The sequence below is a fragment of the Micromonospora sp. M42 genome, from assembly GCF_000568915.1.
Classification (GTDB): Bacteria; Actinomycetota; Actinomycetes; order Mycobacteriales; family Micromonosporaceae; genus Micromonospora; species Micromonospora chalcea.
This window is the reverse complement of sequence record NZ_KK037233.1, coordinates 320,031-341,216: the sequence shown is the minus strand read 5'-3', so window position 1 is coordinate 341,216 and position 21,186 is coordinate 320,031. Positions and strand designations below refer to the sequence as shown.

18 protein-coding genes are annotated in these 21,186 nt (G+C 72.4%); 10 read left to right on the top strand and 8 right to left on the bottom strand.

Annotated features, from left to right (window positions below; genetic code table 11):
- Position 1: 1 nt before the first annotated feature.
- The 6 genes from MCBG_RS01200 to MCBG_RS01175 are packed head-to-tail and all read left to right on the top strand — an operon-like array spanning position 2 to position 6,683.
- Positions 2–862 (top strand): IclR family transcriptional regulator, encoded by an 861-nt coding sequence (locus MCBG_RS01200; protein ID WP_043323194.1) that lies wholly within the window; start codon positions 2–4, stop codon positions 860–862.
- Entirely contained in the window at positions 855–2,054 is a 1,200-nt protein-coding gene (locus MCBG_RS01195) for a CaiB/BaiF CoA transferase family protein (protein ID WP_043330005.1), read from the top strand. Before MCBG_RS01200 ends, MCBG_RS01195 begins: the two co-directional genes overlap by 8 nt.
- A gap of 31 nt (positions 2,055–2,085) precedes the next feature.
- Positions 2,086–2,925 carry a cyclase family protein gene (locus MCBG_RS01190; protein WP_043323192.1) on the top strand — a complete coding sequence of 280 codons (840 nt, stop codon included), beginning with the start codon at positions 2,086–2,088 and terminating at the stop codon, positions 2,923–2,925.
- Positions 2,918–4,324, top strand: coding sequence for an MmgE/PrpD family protein (locus MCBG_RS01185; protein WP_043323188.1), 1,407 nt, complete (start codon positions 2,918–2,920; stop codon positions 4,322–4,324). Before MCBG_RS01190 ends, MCBG_RS01185 begins: the two co-directional genes overlap by 8 nt.
- 22 nt (positions 4,325–4,346) lie before the next feature.
- A complete protein-coding gene (locus MCBG_RS01180; protein WP_043323186.1) occupies positions 4,347–5,810 on the top strand; it encodes a dihydroorotase in 1,464 nt (487 codons plus the stop codon).
- Positions 5,811–5,822: 12 nt separating this feature from the next.
- Positions 5,823–6,683: an HpcH/HpaI aldolase/citrate lyase family protein gene (locus tag MCBG_RS01175; RefSeq protein ID WP_043323183.1), complete on the top strand. Its 861-nt coding sequence runs from the start codon at positions 5,823–5,825 to the stop codon at positions 6,681–6,683.
- A 70-nt stretch (positions 6,684–6,753) separates the two neighbouring features.
- Here the strand turns inward: MCBG_RS01175 and MCBG_RS01170 are convergent, their stop codons facing one another.
- The 7 genes from MCBG_RS01170 to MCBG_RS01140 all read right to left on the bottom strand — a co-directional run bounded on the left by MCBG_RS01170 (position 6,754) and on the right by MCBG_RS01140 (position 15,397).
- Positions 6,754–7,653, bottom strand: a complete 900-nt coding sequence (locus tag MCBG_RS01170; protein WP_043323180.1) for an ROK family protein — start codon at positions 7,651–7,653, stop codon at positions 6,754–6,756.
- A 95-nt stretch (positions 7,654–7,748) separates the two neighbouring features.
- A complete protein-coding gene (locus tag MCBG_RS01165; protein ID WP_043330003.1) occupies positions 7,749–9,203 on the bottom strand; it encodes an argininosuccinate lyase in 1,455 nt (484 codons plus the stop codon).
- 47 nt (positions 9,204–9,250) lie between these two features.
- Positions 9,251–10,072, bottom strand: coding sequence for a creatininase family protein (locus tag MCBG_RS01160; protein WP_043323177.1), 822 nt, complete (start codon positions 10,070–10,072; stop codon positions 9,251–9,253).
- A complete protein-coding gene (locus MCBG_RS01155) occupies positions 10,060–11,808 on the bottom strand; it encodes an ABC transporter permease (protein ID WP_043323174.1) in 1,749 nt (582 codons plus the stop codon). Before MCBG_RS01155 ends, MCBG_RS01160 begins: the two co-directional genes overlap by 13 nt.
- Positions 11,805–12,878: an ABC transporter ATP-binding protein gene (locus MCBG_RS01150; protein ID WP_043323172.1), complete on the bottom strand. Its 1,074-nt coding sequence runs from the start codon at positions 12,876–12,878 to the stop codon at positions 11,805–11,807. Before MCBG_RS01150 ends, MCBG_RS01155 begins: the two co-directional genes overlap by 4 nt.
- A complete protein-coding gene (locus MCBG_RS01145; RefSeq protein WP_223200977.1) occupies positions 12,875–13,990 on the bottom strand; it encodes an extracellular solute-binding protein in 1,116 nt (371 codons plus the stop codon). The genes MCBG_RS01150 and MCBG_RS01145 overlap by 4 nt, the downstream gene beginning before the upstream one ends.
- 258 nt (positions 13,991–14,248) lie before the next feature.
- Complete coding sequence (locus tag MCBG_RS01140; RefSeq protein WP_043323169.1) at positions 14,249–15,397, bottom strand: ROK family transcriptional regulator; 1,149 nt, start codon at positions 15,395–15,397, stop codon at positions 14,249–14,251.
- A 508-nt stretch (positions 15,398–15,905) separates the two neighbouring features.
- On the opposite strand from MCBG_RS01140, the gene MCBG_RS01135 reads away from it, so the two are divergent.
- Positions 15,906–18,626, top strand: a complete 2,721-nt coding sequence (locus tag MCBG_RS01135) for a sugar-binding protein (RefSeq protein WP_043323166.1) — start codon at positions 15,906–15,908, stop codon at positions 18,624–18,626.
- Positions 18,627–18,710: 84 nt separating this feature from the next.
- Here the strand turns inward: MCBG_RS01135 and MCBG_RS01130 are convergent, their stop codons facing one another.
- Positions 18,711–19,286 (bottom strand): VanZ family protein, encoded by a 576-nt coding sequence (locus tag MCBG_RS01130; protein WP_043323164.1) that lies wholly within the window; start codon positions 19,284–19,286, stop codon positions 18,711–18,713.
- Between the two features lie 635 nt (positions 19,287–19,921).
- Here MCBG_RS01130 and MCBG_RS01125 point away from each other — a divergent pair.
- The 3 genes from MCBG_RS01125 to MCBG_RS34630 all read left to right on the top strand — a co-directional run bounded on the left by MCBG_RS01125 (position 19,922) and on the right by MCBG_RS34630 (position 21,152).
- The gene (locus MCBG_RS01125) at positions 19,922–20,218 is read left to right on the top strand and encodes a DUF1540 domain-containing protein (RefSeq protein ID WP_013286940.1); all 297 of its coding nucleotides are present in this window, start codon (positions 19,922–19,924) and stop codon (positions 20,216–20,218) included.
- A gap of 262 nt (positions 20,219–20,480) precedes the next feature.
- Positions 20,481–20,933 (top strand): hypothetical protein, encoded by a 453-nt coding sequence (locus tag MCBG_RS33390; protein WP_223200976.1) that lies wholly within the window; start codon positions 20,481–20,483, stop codon positions 20,931–20,933.
- 87 nt (positions 20,934–21,020) lie between these two features.
- Positions 21,021–21,152 carry a hypothetical protein gene (locus tag MCBG_RS34630; protein ID WP_255358559.1) on the top strand — a complete coding sequence of 44 codons (132 nt, stop codon included), beginning with the start codon at positions 21,021–21,023 and terminating at the stop codon, positions 21,150–21,152.
- Positions 21,153–21,186: the final 34 nt, after the last annotated feature.

Genomic DNA, 21,186 nt, shown 5'->3' with positions numbered 1-21,186 from the left:
GATGATCACCACAGCGGTTGTCGAGAGCGCCACCGCCGGCCGGACCCGCTCCGGCCTCGGACGCGCCCTCGACATCGTCAACATCATCGCCGAACGGGCGCCGGAGACCCTCGGCGTGTCGACGATCGCGCGGGAGCTGGGACTGCCCAAGGCGGTCGCGCACCGGATCCTCAAGGAACTGGTGGCCGACAGCTTCCTCACCTTCAACGAGGAGACCAAGCGGTACCGGCTGGGCAGCGGCGCGCTGGCGGTGGGACTGGCCGCGCTGCGCGCGCTGGACGTGCCGGACATCGCCCGCCGGTACCTGGTCCGGCTGGTGCGCGACAGCGGCGAGACCGCGACGCTGTCGGTGCGGCAGGGCTGGACCCGCGTCTACATCGACCAGGTGCTCTCGCCGCACGAGGTACGCATGTCGGTGTCCCTGGGCACCAGCCACGCGCTGCACTCCGGGTCGTCGTCGAAGGCGATCCTCGCGGCGCTGCCGGACGCGGAGATCGAGGACTACCTCGACCACCACCCGCTGGACGCGGTCACCTCGGCCACCATCACCTCCACCGCGAAGCTGCGGTCCGAGCTGGGCCGGGTCCGCCGCCAGGGGTACGCGGTGAGCATGGGCGAGCGGCAGAACGGCGCGGGCAGCGTGGCCGCGCCGGTGCGCTACGCGACCGGGCAGGTGTTCGGCTCGATCTCGCTGTGCGGGCCGCAGAACCGGTTCACCCCGGAGGTCTGCGCCGCGCACGGCGCGCTGGTCGCCGCGGCGGCGGCGGAGATATCCGCCGAACTGGGTTTCCGGCCGCCGGCGCAACGTGCCGCCGGACGGACGGGTCAGGAACAGAACTGGGGAGGTGGAACAGGTGAGTGACGGACCCCTGACGGGCCTGCGCGTGCTGGACGTCTCGACGATCCTCGCCGGACCGCTGTGCTGTCAGATCCTCGGCGACTACGGCGCCGACGTGGTGAAGATCGAGCACCCGACCATGGGTGACAGCATGCGCGGCCACGGCAAGACCAAGGACGGCCATCCCCTGTGGTGGAAGGAGATCTCCCGCAACAAGCGGCTGATCGGGCTGAACCTGTCCGCGCCGGACGGCGCGGCGCTGCTGCTGCGGCTGGCCGAGCGGGCCGACGTGCTGGTGGAGAACTTCCGCCCGGGCACGCTGGAGCGCTGGGGCATCGGCCCGGAGGAGCTGCACCGGGTCAACCCCGGCCTGGTGATCGCCCGGATCACCGGCTTCGGGCAGACCGGCCCGTACGCCTCCCGGGCCGGGTTCGGCACGCTGGCCGAGGCGATGAGCGGGTTCGCCCACCTGACCGGCACGGCGGACGGCCCGCCGACGCTGCCGGCGTTCGGGCTGGCCGACAGCATCTGCGGCATCGCCACCTCCTCGGCGGTGATGATGGCGCTGTGGCACCGGGAGCGTTCCGGCGGCCGGGGCCAGGTGATCGACATGAGCCTGCTGGAGCCGATCATGACCGCCGTCGGCCCGGGTCCCACCGTCTACGACCAGCTCGGCGTGGTGGAGCAGCGGCAGGGCAACCGGTCGACGAACAACGCGCCGCGCAACACGTACCAGACCAAGGACGGGTCGTGGGTCGCCATCTCCACCAGCGCCCAGGCGATCGCCGAGCGGGTGCTGCGGCTGGTGGGCCACCCGGAGGTGATCGACGAGCCGTGGTTCCGTACCGGCGTCGGCCGGGTGGCGCACGCGGACCTGCTCGACGAGTACGTCGGGTCGTGGATCGGTGAGCGGACCCGCGACGAGGTGGCCGCGGCCTTCGCCGAGGCCGGCGCCGCCGTCGCACCGGTCTACAGCGCCAAGGACATCGTCGAGGACCCGCACGTCCAGGCCACCGAGATGATCACGAAGGTCGACGACCCGGACCTGGGCCCGATGCGGATGCACAACGTCATGTGGCGGATGTCGGAGACGCCGGGCCGGATCCGCTTCACCGGCCGCTCCCCCGGCGCCGACACCGACGCCCTGCTCGTCGAGGAGCTCGGCTGCGACCCGGCCGAGATCGCCGACCTGAAAGCCCGTGGCGTCGTCGCCTGACGACGCCGACAGCCGAAACGCGAGGAACCCCGTGGGCACCACTGCCAGAACCGCCGACCGCCTGCTCGACGCCGTGCAGGCCGGCGTCACGATCTACGACCTGGGCCGGCGGCTGACCGTCGGCATGCCGCAGTCACCGAACCACCCGGCGTTCGGGCTCACCCTGCCGCGCCGGCACGGCGACATGGTGCGCGCCGACGGCGGCTCCGCCGCCAACGACCTGCTGGTCATGGGCACGCACGTCGGCACGCACGTCGACGCCCTCGCGCACGTGTCCCAGGACGGCCGGCTGCACGGCGGCGCCGACGCCGCCGCGGCGCAGGTCGGCGGCCGGTTCGACGAGCTGGGCGTGCACACCGTCGCGCCGATGGTCCGCCGCGGCGTGCTGCTGGACGTGCCCGCCACGCTGGGCCTGGAGGGCTGCGAGGCCGGCTACGAGATCACCCCCGCCGACCTGGACGCCACCGTGTCCCGGCAGGGCACGCCGGTGGGCGCGGGCGACGTGGTGCTCATCCGCAGCGGCTGGGGCCGGCTGTTCGACCACGAGGACCGCAACCAGTACATCGGCAAGGACTCCGGCGTACCGGGGGTCGGCGCGGACGGCGCCGGCTGGCTGGCGCAGCGGGGCGTGCACGCGGCCGGCGCGGACACCATCGCCTTCGAGTGCCTGCCGCCGGGCAAGGGCCACAGCACGCTGCCGGCGCACCGGATCCTGCTGGTGGAGCACGGCATCTACCTGATCGAGACGATGGCGCTGGAGGAGCTGGCCCGCGACGGGGTGCACGAGTTCACCTTCGTCATGGCCCCGCTGCCGCTGTACGGCGCCACCGGCTCCCCGGTGCGTCCGCTGGCGGTGGTCAGCCGTGGCTGAGCCGACCCTGGGCCGGCACCTGGCCGCCTTCGCCGCCGACACCTCCGCCGCGAGGCTGCCCGACGAGGTGGTCGCCAGCGTCCGGGCCCGCGTGCTGGACGTGCTCGGGCTCTGCGTGGCGGCGCAGCCGCTGCCGACCAGCCAGGCCGCGCTGGCGTACGTCGCCGAGCAGGGCGGCCGTGGCCAGGCCACCGCCGTCGGCGTGGACGAGAAGGTCCCGGCCGCGCTGGCCGCGTTCGCCAACGGCGTGCTGGCGCACTCCCTCGACTACGACGACACGCACCTGCCGTCGGTGCTGCACCCCAGTGCCACGGTGGTGCCGGCCGCGCTCGCCGCCGCCGAGCTGTCCGGCGCCTCCGGGCAGGAGACGGTGGCCGCGATCGCGGTGGGCCTGGAGGCGTGCGTACGCCTCGGCATGGCCGGCTACGACCCGGCGGCCGGCAACTCGGTCTTCTTCGAGCACGGCCAGCACGCCACCTCGATCTGCGGCACGCTGGGCGGGGCGGTGGCCGCGGCCCGGCTGCTGAAGCTGGACGCGGGCGGCACGCTCGACGCGCTCGGGGTGTCCGCCTCGATGGCGGCCGGGCTGATCGAGTCCAACCGCAACGGCGGCACCGTCAAGCGGATCCACTGCGGCTGGGCGGCGCACGCGGCGGTCAGCGCCGCGCAGCTGGCCCGGCACGGCGTGACCGGCCCGCCGACCGTGCTGGAGGGGCGCTTCGGCTTCTTCCAGGCGTTCCTGCGCGGCGAGTTCGACGGCGACGAGATCGTCCGCGGGCTCGGCTCCGAGTGGGCGGTGCCCGGCATCTTCTTCAAGCCGTACCCGGCGAACCACTTCACCCACGCCGCCATCGACGCGGCGATCGCGCTGCGCGAGCGCGGGCTGCCGCTGGACGAGATCGAGTCGATCACGCTCGGCGTGCCCACGCCGACGGTGCGTACCATCGGCCAGCCGATCGAGCGCAAGCGCGCGCCGCAGACCGGCTACGAGGCGCAGTTCAGCGGCCCGTACGCGGTCGCCGCCGGCCTGATCGGCGGCGGCGGTCTGGGCGTGGAGCTGGCCGACTTCACCGACGCCCTGGCGCACGACCCGCAACGGCGGGCGCTGATGGCGCGGGTCGACGTGGTGGCCGACGAGCGGTGCGACGAGATCTTCCCGCACCAGTTCCCGGCGGTGCTGCGGATCGTCACCCGGGACGGACGCGAGTGGGTGCAGGAGGTCCTGGCCAACCGGGGCGGCCCGCAGCGTCCGCTCAGCGACGCCGAGCTGGCGGTGAAGTTCCGCACGAACGCCGCGTCCCTGCCCGAGGCCACCGCCGCCCGCATCGCCGACGAGGTCCACCGGCTCGACCAGGCCCCCGACGTCCACGGCCTGATGGGCCTGATCAACCGCCGCTGAACCGAGCACGAGGAGCAACACCATGAGCACCTACGACCTGCTGTTGACAAACGTCCGCGTGGTCCGGCACGACCGGCCCGAGCCCGAGCTGATGGACATCGGCGTCACCGACGGGCGGATCAGCCGCGTCGCGCCGCAGATCGACCGGGCGGAGGCCGCCCAGGTCGTCGACGGCGGCGGCCGGCTCGCCTTCCCCGGCGTGGTCGACGCGCACCAGCACTGGGGCATCTACAACCCGCTGAGCGAGGACGCCGTCTCGGAGAGCCGCGCGTCGGTGCAGGGCGGCGTCACCACGGCGCTGAACTACATGCGCACCGGGCAGTACTACCTCAACCGGGGCGGCCGGTACGCGGACTTCTTCCCCGAGGTCCTGGCCGCGACCGAGGGCCGCTCCTACATCGACTACGGCTTCCACCTGGCGCCGATGTCGCGGGAGCACATCGGCGAGGTGCCGTCGCTGGTGGAGGAGCACGGGGTCACCTCGTTCAAGATCTTCATGTTCTACGGCAGCCACGGCCTGCACGGCCGCTCCGCCGACCAGAACTCGTTCCTGATGATCCCGGAGGGCGAGCGGTACGACTACGCCCACTTCGAGTTCGTGATGCGGGGCGTCCAGGCGGCCCGGGAGCGTTTCCCCGAGCTGGCCGACGAGATCTCGCTGTCGCTGCACTGCGAGACCGCCGAGATCATGAGCGCGTACACCAAGCAGGTCGAGCAGGACGGCACGCTGCGCGGGCTGGAGGCGTACCACGCGTCGCGGCCGCCGCACTCCGAGGGACTGGCCGTGTCGATCGCGTCGTACCTGGCGCACGAGACCGGTCTGCCGAAGATCAACCTGCTGCACCTGACCTCGGAGAAGGCGGTCGACGCGGCGCTGCGGATGGCGCGGGCGTTCCCGCACATCGACTTCCGCCGCGAGGTGACCATCGGCCACCTGGTGGCCGACATCGACACCGCGCACGGCCTGGGCGGCAAGGTCAACCCGCCGCTGCGCCCGCGCGCCGACGTCGAGGCGCTCTGGGGGTACGTCCTGGACGGCAAGATCGACTGGGTGGTCAGCGACCACGCCTGCTGCAAGGACGAGGTCAAGTTCGGTGAGCCGCGCGACGACATCTTCGTCGCCAAGTCCGGCTTCGGCGGCGCCGAGTACCTGCTGCCCGGCCTGGTCACCGAGGGCAACCGGCGCGGCCTGTCCTACCAGCGGGTGGCGGAGCTGACCTCGTGGAACCCGGCCCAGCGCTTCGGCCTGCGCAACAAGGGCGCGATCGCGCAGGGGTACGACGCCGACATCTGCCTGGTCGACCCGAACTCGACCTGGACGGTGCGCGCGGAGGACTCCGAGTCGACGCAGGAGTACACGCCGTTCGAGGGCTTCGAGCTGACCGCCCGGGTCACTGACACCTTCGTGCGCGGGCAGCACGTGCTCGTCGACGGCAAGGTGACCGGCGAGCCGGCCGGCCGCTACCTCGCCCGCCCGCAGCGGTAGGGGGAACGACTGATGGCGGCGGTGGCGCGCAGTTACCTGTACGTGCCGGGCGACCGGGCGGACCTGCTGGACAAGGCGGCCGGGCGCGGCGCGGACGCGCTCGTGCTCGACCTGGAGGACGCGGTCACGCCGGCCCGCAAGGCGCACGCCCGGGAGACGGTCGCCGGGTACCTGGGCGCCGCCGTGCCGGCCGGCCCCGAGCTGTGGGTGCGCATCAACAGCGACCAGGTCGCGGCGGACGTCGAGGTGCTCTCCCCGGCGGCGGCCGGGGTCTGGGTGCCGAAGGCCGAGCCCGAGCTGCTCGCCGAGGTCGACGCCGCGCTGGCCCGGGTGCAGCGGCGGCTCGGCCCGGACGCCCCGGCGTTCCGGGTGGTGGCGCTGATCGAGACCGCCCGGGGCGTGCTCACCGCGCCGCGGGTGGCCGCCGCGCCGCGGGTGCTGCGGCTCGGCCTCGGCGAGGCGGACCTCGCCGGTGAGCTGGGGTTGCAGCCGGGGCCGGACCGGGCGGAGTTCGCGCCGATCCGTTCCCAGGTCGTGGTCGCGTCGGCGGCGGCCGGCATCACCCCGCCGGTGGGGCCGGTGGAGACGACGCTGCGCGACCCGGAACGGCTGGAGCTGACCACCCGGGCGCTGCTGCGGCAGGGCTTCCGGGCCCGCAGCGCCATCCACCCCGGGCAGATCGCGACGATCAACGAGGTGTTCACCCCCACCGAGGCCGAGGTGGCCTCGGCGCGGGCCGTGCTGGCGGCGCTGGAGCGGGCCGAACGCGGCGGCTCCGGGGTGGCCACCGACGCCGACGGGCGGCTGCTGGACCGGGCGGTGGTGCGGGCCGCCGCCGAGGTGGTACGCCGCGCCGAGGCGTCCACCGACTGAACCCGCGAGAAACGACCGGGCGGGGCGCCCCACCGCGCCCCGCCCGATCCGTTCCCGGCGCCCGGCCCGCTCAGACCACCGCGGGCTGGGCCTCGACGGCCATGGCGAGCGAACCGAGCAGCGCGGCGTCCTGCGCGAAGTCCGACAGCACGATCTCCGGCGGGTACGGCAGCGTATGGGTGAGCCGTTCGGTCAGCAGCGCCCGCACCAGGTCGTTGCCGGCGACGCTGCCCACCAGCACGATCCGCTGCGGGTCGAGCACGAGGCAGCAGGTGACGAGGTGGCGGGCGAGTTCGTCGACGCGTCGGCGGAGCTGTTCGCGTACCTCGCCCGGCTGTTGCGCGGCCGCGCACAGGCCGGCCGCCCGGCCGTCCACGCCCAGCCGCTGCGCCAGCTCGTCCAGGGCCCGGCCGGAGAACGTCGCCTCCAGCATCGGTTCCAGGCGGGGCGGCCAGCTGTGGTCGGTCAGCCCGTAGGCGATCTCCCCGGCGGCGCCGTGGCGGCCCGGCAGCACCTCGCCGTTGACGGTGACCGCCGCCGCGACGCCGGTCCCGAGCCCGACGACGAGTCCCGGGTCCGCGTCGCGCAGCGCCCCGAGCCGCAGCTCGGCGTGGGCGGCTGCCTTCAGGTCGTTCGTGACCCGCACGTGCGCCAGGTTCAGGTGGGCGCGGACCGCGTCGGCGAGCCGCAGCTGCTCCCAGCCGGGCACGTTCGGTGCCAGTTCGATGCCCTCGTCGTGGACCACGCCGGGCGAGGCGATGCCCGCCGCGACGAGCGTGCCGCCGGTCTGCTCGGCGAGTTCGCGGGCCCGGTCCAGCGCCCGGGTGAGGGCCTGCTGCGCGCCCTGCTCGGCATTGGTGGGCAGGCGCTCGGAGACGAGCAGCCGGCCGTCGGCGTCGCCCACGCCGATGGCCATCTTGGTGCCGCCGAAGTCGATGCCGAGCAGGCGCGGATTTGCCGGTCGTTCCATGGTGATGTCAGATCGCCCTTCGGGCCGTCGGTCCAGATCACGTGGTCGCCGCGACACGACGTCCGCGACCACGGCCAGCTGCGTCTGTCGCCCCGTCACGGGCCTACCCTCGCCGCGACCGCCTCGGCGAGAGCCGTGTCGGCACGGGTCAGCCGCTCGCGCAACGCCTGCGCCCGCTCCTGCACCGCGTCGAGCATTGTAGACAGTCGTCCGACCTGGTCCCGGACGGCCGCCTCGCCGGGCCCGTCGGCCTGGGCACGGCGCAGCACGAGTTCGGGGCGGACCGCGGCGGCCAGCAGGTCCCGCACCGCGGCGTCGTCGAGCGTCAGACCCAGCTCGGCGGCGGTGGACCGGACCAGGTCCCCGGTCCAGGTGGCGGGCGCGCCGCCGCGTACCAGGCGGCCGAGCAGCGAGTGGGCGCCCCGGAACGGCACGCCGTGGCGGGCCAGCGCGTCGGCCGCGGCGGTGGTGGTGGCGCCGGAGGCGACGATCTCCTCAGCGGACGGCGGGCGCAGCGGGTCCAGCTTCTCGATCAGGCCGCCGAGCAGCGAGAAGAACCGGTACGCCCGGTCGTCGCCGTCCCAGAGCCGGGCCTGCACGTCGGTGGTGGCGTTGTTGGAGTCCTCCCACCAGGCGGCGCCGACGTTGTTGAGCACGCTCGCGGCGTCGGCCGCGGCGGCGCCGGCCATCGAGACGAGGTGCTCCAGCACCACCGGGTTGCGCTTCTGCGGCATGATGCTGCTGCCCTGGGTGAACTCGCCGGGCGTGACCACCCAGCCCCAGCTCAGCCAGTCCATCAGCGTGCGGGCCAGCCGGGCCCCGGTGGCGAGCGCCTGCGCGTTGAGCGTGGCGACCCGGACCAGGTGGTCCGCGCCGGCCACCGCCTCGTACGAGTTGACGATCAGCTGGTCGAAGCCGAGCAGGTCGGCCAGCCGCCGGGGCGAGATGTCCAGGTCGGTGCCGGCGAACGCGCAGGAGCCCAGCGGCGAGCGGTTCATCTCGTCCAGCAGGTCGGCGTACGCGGCGGCCTCACCGGCAAGCGCCTCCGCGTAGCCGGCGAAGACGTGCCCGATGCTGGTCGGCTGGGCCGGGCGGCGGTGCGTGTAGCCGGTGACCACCACGTCGGCGTGCCGGTCCGCGCGGTCCAGCACGGTACGGCCGGTGGCCAGCAGCGCGTCGAGCACCTGGAGCAGCTGGTCGCGCAGCACCATCCGGAACACGCCGGCGTCGAGGTCGTTGCGGCTGCGCGCGAGCTGCACGCTGAGCTGCGACGGCTCGATGCCGGCCGCGGCGGCGAGCCGCTTCTCCAGCGTGTAGTAGACGTCCTCGACGCTGCCGTCGTACTCCAGTTCCTCGGGCCGGTCCCCGGTGAGGGTGACCAGGCCGCGCAGCATCGTGGCGGCGGCCTCGTCGGTGATCAGTCCCTGCTCGGCGAGCATGACGACGTGGGCCTTGCTGGCCGTGACCATCGCCGGGTAGAGGTGGGCGACGTGGTGGTCGAACACCACCCGGAGGTGGTGCTGTTGATAGACGGTCAGTGACGGGCTCATGGTGGCCTCCCGAGGTGGTGCGTTGTCGTGCGGCGTGCCGCGCGTGGTCATCCGGTCGTCTGGTCCGGCCCGTCGGCGCCGGGGGGCCCGGGCAGCGGCGCGGCGAGCCACGCCCCGACCAGCTCGCGCAGGCGTGCGCCGGCGGTGGCGCGGATCCGGCCGCCGGCCTCCTCCCCGGCCAGCGAGACATGGCCCGACCAGCCCTGCCACGGGTCGGGCCGCGACTCCACGAGCACGTACGGGTACGGGGTGGGCAGTTTCGGCTTCGGCGGCAGGTCCGGCGCGGCGTCCAGGCGCACCGCGTCCGGGTCGAAGCCCAGCACCGCGGAGCTCTCGTACGCGCCGCCGTGCCCCCGGGCGGGCAGCTCACCGAACATCTCGGTGGTCTCGTCCGGGCCGACGAGCTGGAACCAGTTCACCAGCATCATGCTGGCCCGGTGCCGGCCGGAGACCCACTCCATCGCGGCGCGGACGGTGGACATGTTGGCGTCGTGCCCGTTGACCACGAGCACCCGGGGAAAGCCCGCCTCGACGATGCCGGCGAGCACGTCGGCGAGGTAGCCGACGGCGATCTCCGGTCGCAGCGCCACCGTGCCCGGCCACGGCCGGGTCTGGCCCGGGCAGGCGGCGTACGGCGTGGCCGGGAACAGCACCGCCCGGGCCGGCCCGGTGGCCAGTTCCCCGGCGAAGCCCTCGGCCAGGATCAGGTCGGTTCCGATCGGCAGGTGGGGGCCGTGCCACTCGACCGCGCCGACCGGCAGCACCGCCAGGTCGGCCGCCTCGGTCACGGCGGCGAACGCGTGCCCGGGTACGCGGGTGACCGGGAGCAGCCCTCCCCCGGTCCGCCACCGCTCGATCAGTTCGTCCACTGCTCGGCCCTCCGGGTCGCGGTCCGGCTGCTCTCCAGCCGACCGGAGAACCACATCACCACGAAGATGAGCAGCACCTGGAGCATGCCGTAGGCGGCCGCGGTGCCCAGCTCGAAGCTGTACATCCGGTTGTTGATGGCGACCGAGATCGGCACCGTCGACGAGGTGTAGATGAGCACCGAGGCGACGAACTCGCCGACGCCGTGCACGAACGCCAGCAGCGCGCCGGCGAGCACGCCGGGCAGCATCAGCCGCACGGTGATCGTGTAGAACGCGCGCAGCCAGGAGGCGCCGAGGTTGCGGGCGGCGTCCTCCAGCGACGGGTCGATCAGCGCCAGCGTCGCGGAGCTGGACCGGAACACGATCGGCAGGAACCGCACGAAGTAGGCCAGCGGCAGGATCCAGAACGTGCCGACCAGCACCTGCCCGAAGCTGAACGCGTTGCCGGTGCTGAACGCCGAGATCAGGTTGATCGCGACGACCGTGCCGGGCAGCGCCCAGGCGATCATCACGGCCACGTCGAGCAGGCCGCGCCCGACGAACTTCAGCCGCCGCACCGCGTACGCGATGAGCACGCCGATCACCACACAGCCCACGACCGCGATCAGGCTCATCTGCACCGAGTTGAGGATCGGCTCGAACGCCTTGGGGTCGGTGAAGATGGTCACGAAGTTCTCGAACGTGTACGTCGGCGGCAGCACCTCGGTGGTCCAGGACCGGTCCTCGGAGAAGGCGACGAGCGCGATCGCGCCGACCGGGGCGAGCAGGACCAGCGTGGCCAGCACCGAGGCGAGCGGCGCGAGCCAGCGGCCGATCGGGTTGGTGATCTCCCGCCGGACCGCCGAGATGCCCTTGGACTGCGACTGGTAGTTGCGCCGTCCCTCGTACCAGCGCATCGCCAGCAGGAAGATGATCGAGACGATGCCGAGCACCGAGGCGTACGCCGAGGCCATCGGCAGGTCGCCGTTGGTGCGGTTGATGTAGATCTGCATCGTCATGGTCTGGCTGACGTTGAACAGCAGCGGCGCGGTGTACGACGCCAGCGACGTCATGAAGACCAGCAGCGACGCCGAGATCAGCGCGGGGGTGAGCATCGGCAGCAGGACCGTGCGCCACACCCGGAACCGGCCCGCGCCGAGGTTGTACGCAGCCTCCTCGACCGACGGGTCCATCCCGGCCAGCGCCGCGGAGGCGGCCAGGAAGAAGAACGGGTACATGGTGAACGTGTGCACCACGAGCACACCGGCGATGCCGTCGAAGGCCAGGACCGGCTTCTCGGTGCCGAGCAGCGCCTGCAGGCCGCGCGGCACGATGCCGATGTTGCTGTAGAGCAGCTGGAAGGACACGGCGCCGATCAGCGGCGGCAGGGCCGCCGGCACCAGGATGAACGCCTCGATGAGCCGCCGGCCGCGGAAGTGGAACCGCTTGAGCAGGAACGCCATCGCCACGCCGACGATGCCGCAGAGCAGCACGCTGGCGGCCGAGATGAACAGCGAGGTGAACAGCGACTCGCGGGCCACCCCGGAGGAGGAGAGGAACTGCAGGTAGTTGTCAGAGCCGTTGGCGCTGACGCTCTCGCGGAAGGTGGCGAACATCGGCTGGACGACGAAGCCCCAGAGCACCAGGACCAGCGGCAGCACCAGCAGGTACGGGAACCAGCGGGAATTGGCCCCGCCGGACAGACGCCGGCCGAGGGCCGCCGCCCAGGCGGGGGCGGTCCGGGTCGCAGCGGTCACGGCTTGACCACCCAGAGGCGCTCCGGTACGAGCCGCAGTCCCACCACGTCGCCGAGCTGCAGGCCGGCCGGCGCGTCGATCAGCGCCGCCATCACCTCGTTGCCGTCGACGTCGACGCTGATGTTGGTGGCCATGCCGGTGAACTCGACGTGGCTGATCCGGCCGCGCATGGCCGCCGTGTCGTCGTCGCCGCCGAGCGCGATGTGCTCGGGGCGCGCGGAGACGAGCGCGGTGTCGCCCGCGCCGAGCCCGTGCCCGGCGGGCGCGCCGACGTCGATGGTGGCGCCGCCGGGCAGGCGCACCGCGACGCTGTCGTCGGTCGCGCCGGTCACCGGCAGGCTCAGCACGTTGCTGCGCCCGATGAACCGGGCCACGAACGCGTTCGCGGGCTTGTAGTAGATCTCGTGCGGGGTGCCGACCTGCTGGACCCGGCCGGACTCCATGACGGCGATCCGGTCCGACATCGCCATCGCCTCGGCCTGGTCGTGCGTCACGTAGATCGAGGTGGTGCCGCTCTCCCGCTGGATGCGCCGGATCTCGGCGCGGGTCTCCTCGCGCAGCTTCGCGTCGAGGTTCGACAGCGGCTCGTCGAGCAGCATGGTGCGCGGGCGGATGACCAGGGCCCGCGCCAGCGCGACCCGCTGCTGCTGGCCGCCGGAGAGCGCGTCGATGCGCCGGTCGCCGTACCCGGCGAGGTGCACCTGTTCGAGCGCCTCGGTGACCCGGCGGGCCTGGTCGGCGCGGGAGACCCGGCGGACCTTGAGCCCGTACGCGACGTTCTGCGCCACAGTCATGTGCGGGAACAGCGCGTAGTTCTGGAACACCATGCCGGTGTCCCGCTTGTTCGGCGTCCAGTGGGTGACGTCGTCGTCGCCGAAGTGGATGTGACCGGAGGTCGGGAAGTAGAAGCCGGCCACCATGCGCAGCGTCGTCGTCTTGCCGCAGCCGCTCGGCCCGAGCAGCGTGAAGAACTCGCCGGCTCCGATGGTGACGGTGACGTCATCGACCGCCGCGGAGTCGCTCGACTTGGCGAAGCGCTTACTGACCGCCGTCAGTCGGACATCGATCATTTCGTGGGTCCTTCCAGGACGAAGCCGGGCCGTGCCGCAGCACGGCCCGGTTCCGAGCGTCTTAGCCGCGCCCGCTGGGACGGGCGTCCAGTGTGGAGGCAGGCGGTCTCGTTCTTGCCGATCACGTCCCAGTTGACGTCCATCGGCTTGAGGTCGAGCTTGGTCAGCCACTCGGGCTTCTCGGCGATCTCGACCGCGGGGATCTGGAAGTAGTCCTTGGCCAGGCTGGCCCGCAGCGAGTCGTCGAAGAGGAACTCGAGGAACTTCTTCGCGCCCTCGGTGTTGCCGCCCTTGACCGCGGCCACGCCGTCGACGAGCACCGGCGCGCCGGAGGCCGGCATGACGTAGCCGAACGGCATCTTCTCGTTGGCCTGCAGCAGGATGTCCTGGAGGTTCCAGGCGCTGACCACGCCCTGCTCACGCGACATCTTCAGGTAGAGGTCGCTCGGGTTGGCGGCGTACTCGACGGTGTTGGCGTCGAGCTTGCGCAGCCAGTCGTAGCCGGGCTGCGGGTTCGACCCGTCGGGGGTGTAGCGCTGGATCATCGAGGCGTAGATCGAGCGCATGGTGCCGGAGGCGGCCACGTCCCGGATGATGATCTTGTCTTTCCACTTCGGGTCGACCAGGTCGTCCCAGTCCTTCGGCGCGGTCTCCGGGGTCAGCGCCTTGTTGTTGTACATGATGACCTCGGGCAGCAGGATCTCGCCGAACCAGCGGCCCTCGGCGTCCTTGTACCGCGCGTCGATCTTCGAGGCGAACGACGGCTGCCAGGACTCCAGCAGCCCCTCGGACGCGCCGGCGGCCAGCCCCTGCTGGGTGCCGCCCCACCAGACCGACGCCTGCGGGTTGGCCTTCTCGGCGCGGACCCGCTCGAGCACCTCCTGGGCGCCCATGTTGAGCACCTCGACCTTGCCCTTGTACTCGGGGTTCTTGGTCGTGAACTGCTCGACGACGTAGTCGGTGACCGACTTGTCGCGGGCGCTGTAGATGACGACCTTCTCGGCCGGCGCGGCGCCGGAGGAGCCGGTGTCCTTGTCGTCGTCACTGCTGCCGCACGCGCTGACGGCCAGCAGCGCGCTGAACGCGACGGCCAGGGCCAAACGACGTTTCATTGGTACCTCCATTTTGCGGGGGAACTATCGGGAGCGGAGAAAGACGGTGTGCGGTGCCGGCCCGGGGACGCCGGCGGGTTCACCGGCTCCCCGGGCTCGGGGTCGAAGGTCCGCGGGTCGCGCCCGGACCGGGGCGCGCCGCATCGCGCCGCGACCTGTCGTCCGGGATCCGGACGCGGTCGCCGCGACGGTGACGGTGGGGTGTGGTGGGTGTCGGGGTCGGGGTCGGGGTCGTCGGGGGCCGGGGTCGGGTGGTGGTCAGGGAAGCGAGGGGCGGGGCACCGCGGCCGAGAGCGCGTAGCTGATCGCTCCGTGCAGCACTGCCTGGTCACCGAGGGTGGCCCGGCGCACCTCGGTGGGGGCCGGGGTCCGGGCGGAGACGAGGGTCTGAAGCTGGTCGAGGGCCGCGTCGTCCAGTTCCGCGGCGGCGCCGCTGAGCAGCACCAGTCCCGGATCGACGACGCAGGCGCAGGAGAGGATGAGCCCGGCCCAGGCGCCGAGGACCTCGTCGAGGTACTCGCGGGCGGGCGCAGACGTCGCGGCGAGGCGGCTCAGCTCCCGTACCGGCGACTCGGGCCGGCGGCCCGGGTTGAGCGCGACGACCCGCTCCGCGATGGCGTTCACCGACCACCGGGCCTCGAAGTCGCCGACACCGCTGTAGCGACGCTCGGTCGTGCCGCCCAGCGGCAGGAAGCCGACCTCGCCGGCGGCTCCGCTGGCGCCCCGGCGGACCTTGCCGTCGAGCACGAGGCCCGCGCCGATGCCCTCGGCGACGTGGATCAGCAGCAGGTTCGCCACGTCCGCGCCGGCGCCGGCGACGCACTCGCCGGCGGCCATGAGGTTCACGTCGTTGTCGACGACCACGGGCACGCCGAGCCGCCGTTGCACGGACTCGCCGATCGGCCACGCCTCGACCAGTCCGACCGACGGCGCGAGGCGTACCGCGCCGTTGGTGGAGACGCCGGGCACCGCGATCGCGACGCCGCGCAGCGAGGGCAGGTTGTCGCCGACGAGGTCGAGGACGAACTCGCAGACGGTCTCCACCACGTTCGCGCCGAGCCGCGCGACGCGGTGCGCGATGACCGCGCCCTCGCTGTCGGCGATCTCGCAGCTGATCCGGGGTGGCTCCAGCGACACCGCCGCGACGAGCTCGGCGCGGGGGTTGAACTCGAGCATCTCCCGGGGCCGGCCGGTGGTGGGCGCGCCGGGCCCGCGTTCGATGAGGTAGCCCTCGGCGACGAGTTCCCGCACGAGCGCGGTGACCGTGGCCGCCGAGAGGCCGGTCATCTCGGCCAGGTCCACTCGGGACAGCCGCCGGGCCTGCCGGGCGGCCAAGATCACCGAGAGACGCTTGATCTCACGGGACCGCTCACGGCTGACCGGGCTGGTCGGGGCTTTGTCAGACACGCTTTCTTCCTAGTGTGAAAAAAATGAGACGTCAAGTAACGAGATGATCTCGGAGCTCCGGCCAGCGGAAATTTGGGAAGTGGCAAGCCGGACGCGCCAGGCCACCCCGACATGGCGCGCAAAACCGGGCCCTCGCGTCCACATTGGGTGCCCAAAATAGGGCAAAGCGCCCCCTCCGGCTGATGCAGGCCGAGCAGCCGGGCCACTGAGCTGCGGGGATTGTTTCTTCGAATAAGGAAGAAAGTCGTCCGGGCCTATTGACGACGCCTCCGCAAGATCCCTAGGTTACGGCCCGAAGGCCTTCCGGTGGACCGATCCGTCGCCACCGTGTGCACCGCTCACGCCGTGACGGTGCGCGTACACCATCACCCCGTTGTCGAGCACCACGACCAGCGAGGACCCGACAGTCCTCAATGGACAGCTGTCCGCGTCACGACCCGGCGCGCGCCGGGCCCGTGACCCGTCCCCCAGCCGCAGCACTCTCGCTTCGAGACGAAGAGGTATGCCCATGAGATGGCGCACCACGGCAGCGATCGCCATGTGCGGTCTTCTGTCGTTGGGCCTGGCCACTCCGGCCCAGGCCAACCCCCAGAACGCAGCACCGAAGCCACAGGCCAAGAAGTCCGACAAGCCCGTCGACCTGGACATCATGTTCATCGGCGCGCACCCGGACGACGAGGCAGGCCAGCTCGGCATGCTCGGATACTGGAACGAGTATCACGGCATGAAGGCCGGCGTCATCACCACCACCCGCGGCGAGGGCGGTGGCAACGCCACCGGTCTCGAGGAGGGCCCGGAGCTCGGCATCCTGCGGGAGGCCGAGGAGCGCAAGGCCGTCGGCTGGGCCGGCGTCGAGCACATCTACAACCTGGACGCGCTCGACTTCTGGTACACCGCGAGCGCCCCGCTGACCGAGGAGGTCTGGGGCCACCAGGAGACGCTGTCCCGGATCGTGCGGGTCCTGCGGACCACCAAGCCCGAGGTCATCCTCACGATGAACCCCTCGGCGACGCAGGGCAACCACGGCAACCACCAGAAGGCGGCCATGCTGGCCGTGGAGGCCTTCTACGCGGCGGCCGACCCGAAGGCGTTCCCGGAGCAGATCAAGAAGGAAGGGCTCAAGCCCTGGCGGGTCTCCCGCATCTTCCAGACCGGTGGCAGCGGCACCACCGGCACCAACGGCCCCGCCTGCGAGACCACGTTCACGCCGGCCGAGGCCAGCAACGTCATCTTCGGCACCTGGCAGGGCTACGAGTCGGCGCGGCACGACGGCAACCGGTGGAACACGGTCCAGACCTGGGCCCGCCGGGAGTACGTGTCGCAGGGCTGGGGCAACAGCTCCTTCCCGACGACCAACCCGGACGCCATCGGCTGCAACCGGCTGACGCTGATCGACACCCGCACGCCGTACCCGGACCCGAACGTGGGCGCCGGCACCGGCGCGCTGCAGGGCGCCACCCTGCGTGCCCCGGGCGGCCTGCCGCTCGGCACCGAGATCCACGTGCGTCCGCGCACCTGGGAGGCCGTCGGCGGCCAGCCCATCAAGGTGGACACCGTCCTGTACGCCGAGAAGGCCATCCCGGGCGCCAAGGTCGCCCTGGACGTCCCGGCCGGCTGGAGCGTCAGCGGCAACGGCAACGTCGGCACGCTGACCCCGGGCAAGGAGGTCGTGAAGACCTTCACCGTCACCCCGCCCGCGCAGGTCGAGGTGGGCACCCGCTTCCGGCTCAACGCCACGCTGACCAGCAAGAAGGACGGCAGCGGCGTCAGCAGCGCCCAGGTGCAGGGCACCGCTCCGGTGCGCGGCACCCTGGAGCCGCTGGAGGAGATCGCCGACTTCCGCGCCTGGACCGTGCGGAACAAGACCCAGCAGCTCGACGCGCTCATCGAGTCCCTGCTGAACATCCCCAGCGGCGGCACCCGCAGCGTCAAGGTCAACCTGACCAACCACGGCACCCGGGTCGAGTCCGGCTCGGTCAAGCTGAACGTTCCCGCCGGCTTCTCGGTGGCCGAGCAGCAGGTGCCGTACAGCGGCCTGCGGCCGGGCGCCACCACCTCGGTGACGTTCACCGTCAGCAACACCGACACGTCGCTGCCGACGGCCAACCGGGCGCCGGACAACGGCGCCTACCGGGTGCAGATCGAGACCAGCTACGTCGGTGGCAGCGCCACCGAGCCGGGCGCGTTCAACCTGGTCCCGACCACCACGATCCCGAAGGCCACCACCGCGCCGACGGTGGACGGTCACGGGCACGACCACGAGTACACCGGCGAGGTCATCGACATCTCCACCCGCTGGGAGGGCACCGCCGCCCCGGCGTCGGACATCTCCGGCACCGCCCAGCTGACCCACACCGACGACGCCCTGTACGCCATCTTCAACATCACCGATGACGTGCTCGGCACCGTCCTGCCGCCGGAGGACTGCAAGCGTCCGCGGCGTAACGACAACATCGAGTTCGGCATCGACCCGCGCGGCAACTCGGCGAACACCTCCACGGTGTTCAACATGGCGCTCTTCCCGGCCACGAACGACCCGGCCAACGGGAACCCGCCGTGCTTCGCCCGGGAGCGGGACAACCACCAGGGCGGCCCGGAGACCGCGCCGGGTGTGGAGATCGCCTCCGTGGTGACCAGCAACCCGTACACGGGTTACCGGATCGAGGTCAAGATTCCGTTCAGCGTGCTGCCGGACACCATCGACCCGAGCCGGATGGGCCTGAACATCCTGGTCAACGACTCGGACACGCAGGACCTCAGCTCGCAGACCCGGGTCGGCTGGTCGACCTGGAGCGGCGTGCGGGCCGACCCGTGGCGCTGGGGCAACGCGCTCCTGCCGGGCCTGCCGGCGCAGCCGTCGGCGCCGAAGGCTCCGATCATGCCCGACACCGCGGCGCTGAGCGTGGACTCGCCGCAGACCCTGCTGCAGTCCGTCTCGGACGGGGTCGCACCGGGTGGTTACGCCAAGCTGGCGGACAACACGGTGAAGCTCAAGAAGGTCACCCGCACCGCCAACAAGGTCTCGGTGCAGCTCCAGGTGAAGAAGGCCGGCACCGCCCGGGTCTTCGTCTGGGACGGCAGCCGGGTCGTGGCGCAGACCCAGGCCAGCCTGCGGAAGGACGGCACGCTCGTCCTGCCGCTGAGCGGGTCGCTCCCGGCCGGCACCTCGCTGCTCGTCTCGTACGAGAGCGGTGGCGCCACCACCGCTCTGGCGAAGAAGCTGTGCTGACCGGACGGTGAACGCGTCGACCTGACGTGCTGACGCGATGGGCCGGGCCGTGAGGTCCGGCCCATCGTGCCGCATCCGGGCCGTTCAGCGTTTCGCCGCCGGCACCGGCAGGGGCCGGTCCGGAAACGCCGGGGCCGGCCACCAGCGGCGCGAGGCCAGCGCGGCCAGTCCGGCGCCGGCGGTGTTGAGCAGGACGTCGTCCACCGAGGACACCCGGTCCAGCCGCAGGACGTACTGCGCGACCTCGACCAGGACCGAGCAGCCCGCCGCGAGCGCCAGGATCCGCGGCACCGACGCCAGCGCCGCGAACCGCATCGGGCCGAAGAACCCGAGCGCCGCGAACACCAGCAGGTTGCCGACGATCTGGACCGCCACCGTCAGCGGCCCGCTCGCGAGGACGGTCAGCAGGTCCCGCAGCGGCACCAGGCTCACCCGGCCCGGAACCACACCGGCGCCGTCCCCCGGGAGCATGATCATCCAGACCCACGGCGCGGTCCCGTAGACGATGCCGACCTCGGCCAGCGACAGCCGCCAGGCCGGCCCGCCGCCGCGCCGGCGCGCGAGGAGCCACACCACCAGCGCGGCCAAAGGCAGCGCGGCCACCGTGACGAGCACGACCCCGTTGATCGTGCCGAACCAGCCGTGCCACCCCTCGACCACGCCGCCTCACCTTCTGTCCGCCCGGGGATCCCGCCAGGTCCGACCGGCGCGGACCGGCGCCCCGGCCCGCTCAGGGTGCCATCCTGCCCGCCACCCCGCGGGCCCCCGCCCCGGGCGGCCCGCGCGGACGACAGCCCGGCGCACGGGCACGACGCGGACCCCCGGCCGACCCACCGCCGCCGACCGGCGCGGGCACACAATTCCGTGTACGGAACCGGCGCTGCGGAAATTCGATTTCCGCCCCGGGCGACGAAACCAATTCCCGGCTCCGGAGCGCCGATTTCCGCACATCAATTCACCTCCCCGATCCGGCGCATGACCCTCGGCGCGCTCCAGGCCGTTCGCCGGACCGCACCCTGCGCTCGGACCAGCGCGGACGGGGCCAGCGCACGCCCACCTCGCACCGGCAAACAAAGGCTTTCCTTACAAAGGTAAGCCTCATCTTCGCCCGCCCGGGAGTTCGCGCGGGATCGACGGTTTACCGCCGCCGACGCCGCATTCCGCTGCTATGGTGAGCATGATCCTCACTTCGGGCGGACAGGTTTGAAGCCCCGCTCGCAGGGCTAATACCGAATGGCATTCGAGCACCACGAGGCCGGCCGTCGCACCGCCGGCCCGCATGACTTGGAGGCACCATGAAGACGCTGTTGCAGTCTCCGCCGGTACGTGAGTGCGCCGCCACGGCGTGCAGTTTCAACGACAACGGTTGTCACGCGCCCGCGATCACCGTGGCGGCGAGCGCCGACGCGGCGTCCTGCGCGACGTTCGTCGAGTCGTCGCTGAGCGGCGGGATCGCGGAGGTCACCGGCGCGGTGGGCGCGTGCGCGCGGGCCGAGTGCGTGTTCAACACCAACCTCGCCTGCACGGCCGAGTCGATCACGGTGGGCCCCGGCGCCACCGTCAGCGACTGCCTGACCTACCAGCCCGCCTGACAAAGCGGACACCCACGCCCGTACGGGTCACGACGGTCACCGTCGTGACCCGTACGCGTCTCCGGCACCCGACCCGCCGTTGCACAGGTAAGCCTTACCTACTACCGTCTGACCTGGGCCGACTTCACCCCTTCCGGGCCGAGGAGACAGACATGGCGTTGCACCCCGCCGGGCGCCCGGCCCGTCGACCGGCGTCACCCCGGTCGCCGCCGGGCCGTCTCCGGTCACCTCCACGCCCCGCGACGCCGTCGCCGCCCGGTGCGTGCTGAGCGCTGCCTCGTCGCTGCGGCTGACGCTCGGCGACACCACCGCCGACCTCCTGTCCGCCCACGCAGTCCTCCCCGACGGCACGATCGTCCTCGCGGTCGACGCGATGAGCCGCACCGGCGGCCTGCTGGTGGCCGCGCGCGGTCACCGCGGTGCGGTACGCGTGGACGTGACCCACCTCGCTCCGGTCGCCGTACGCTCGCGGGTGCGGGACCGGCTGCGGATCCTGGGCACCGCCCGCCGCTTCGACCCGGCCGCGCTCGACGCCTGCGACCCGGCCACCGTGATGTCGCTGCTCGACCTGCCGCCGGTGGCGCTGTGGGCGATCGAGCCGGACGAGATCCTCCTCGACCGGGCCACCGAACCCGTCGCGGTGGACCTCGGCACGTACCGTGCCGCCCGCCCGGACCCGATCGCCGTCGACGAGGCCGCCCACCTCGGCACCTGACCCGGTGCCACGGCGACCTCTGGACCGGCTCGGTGCGCTCGTCGACAGCGCCGTCAGCGCCGGCGCGACGCGGATGTTTTTTGTTTTTTGCTCGACGCCGAGGGCATCGTGCTGCGCGCGGAGCGGCCGGACGGTCACGCCGACATCCGGTTGTCCTTCCTCCACCCGGTCACCGCCGGCGCCGGCCTCGCCGGGGCGCTGCGGACGCTGCTCGGCTAGGGCTGTCCGCTCCCTACCGAGCGCATCGCGGCGG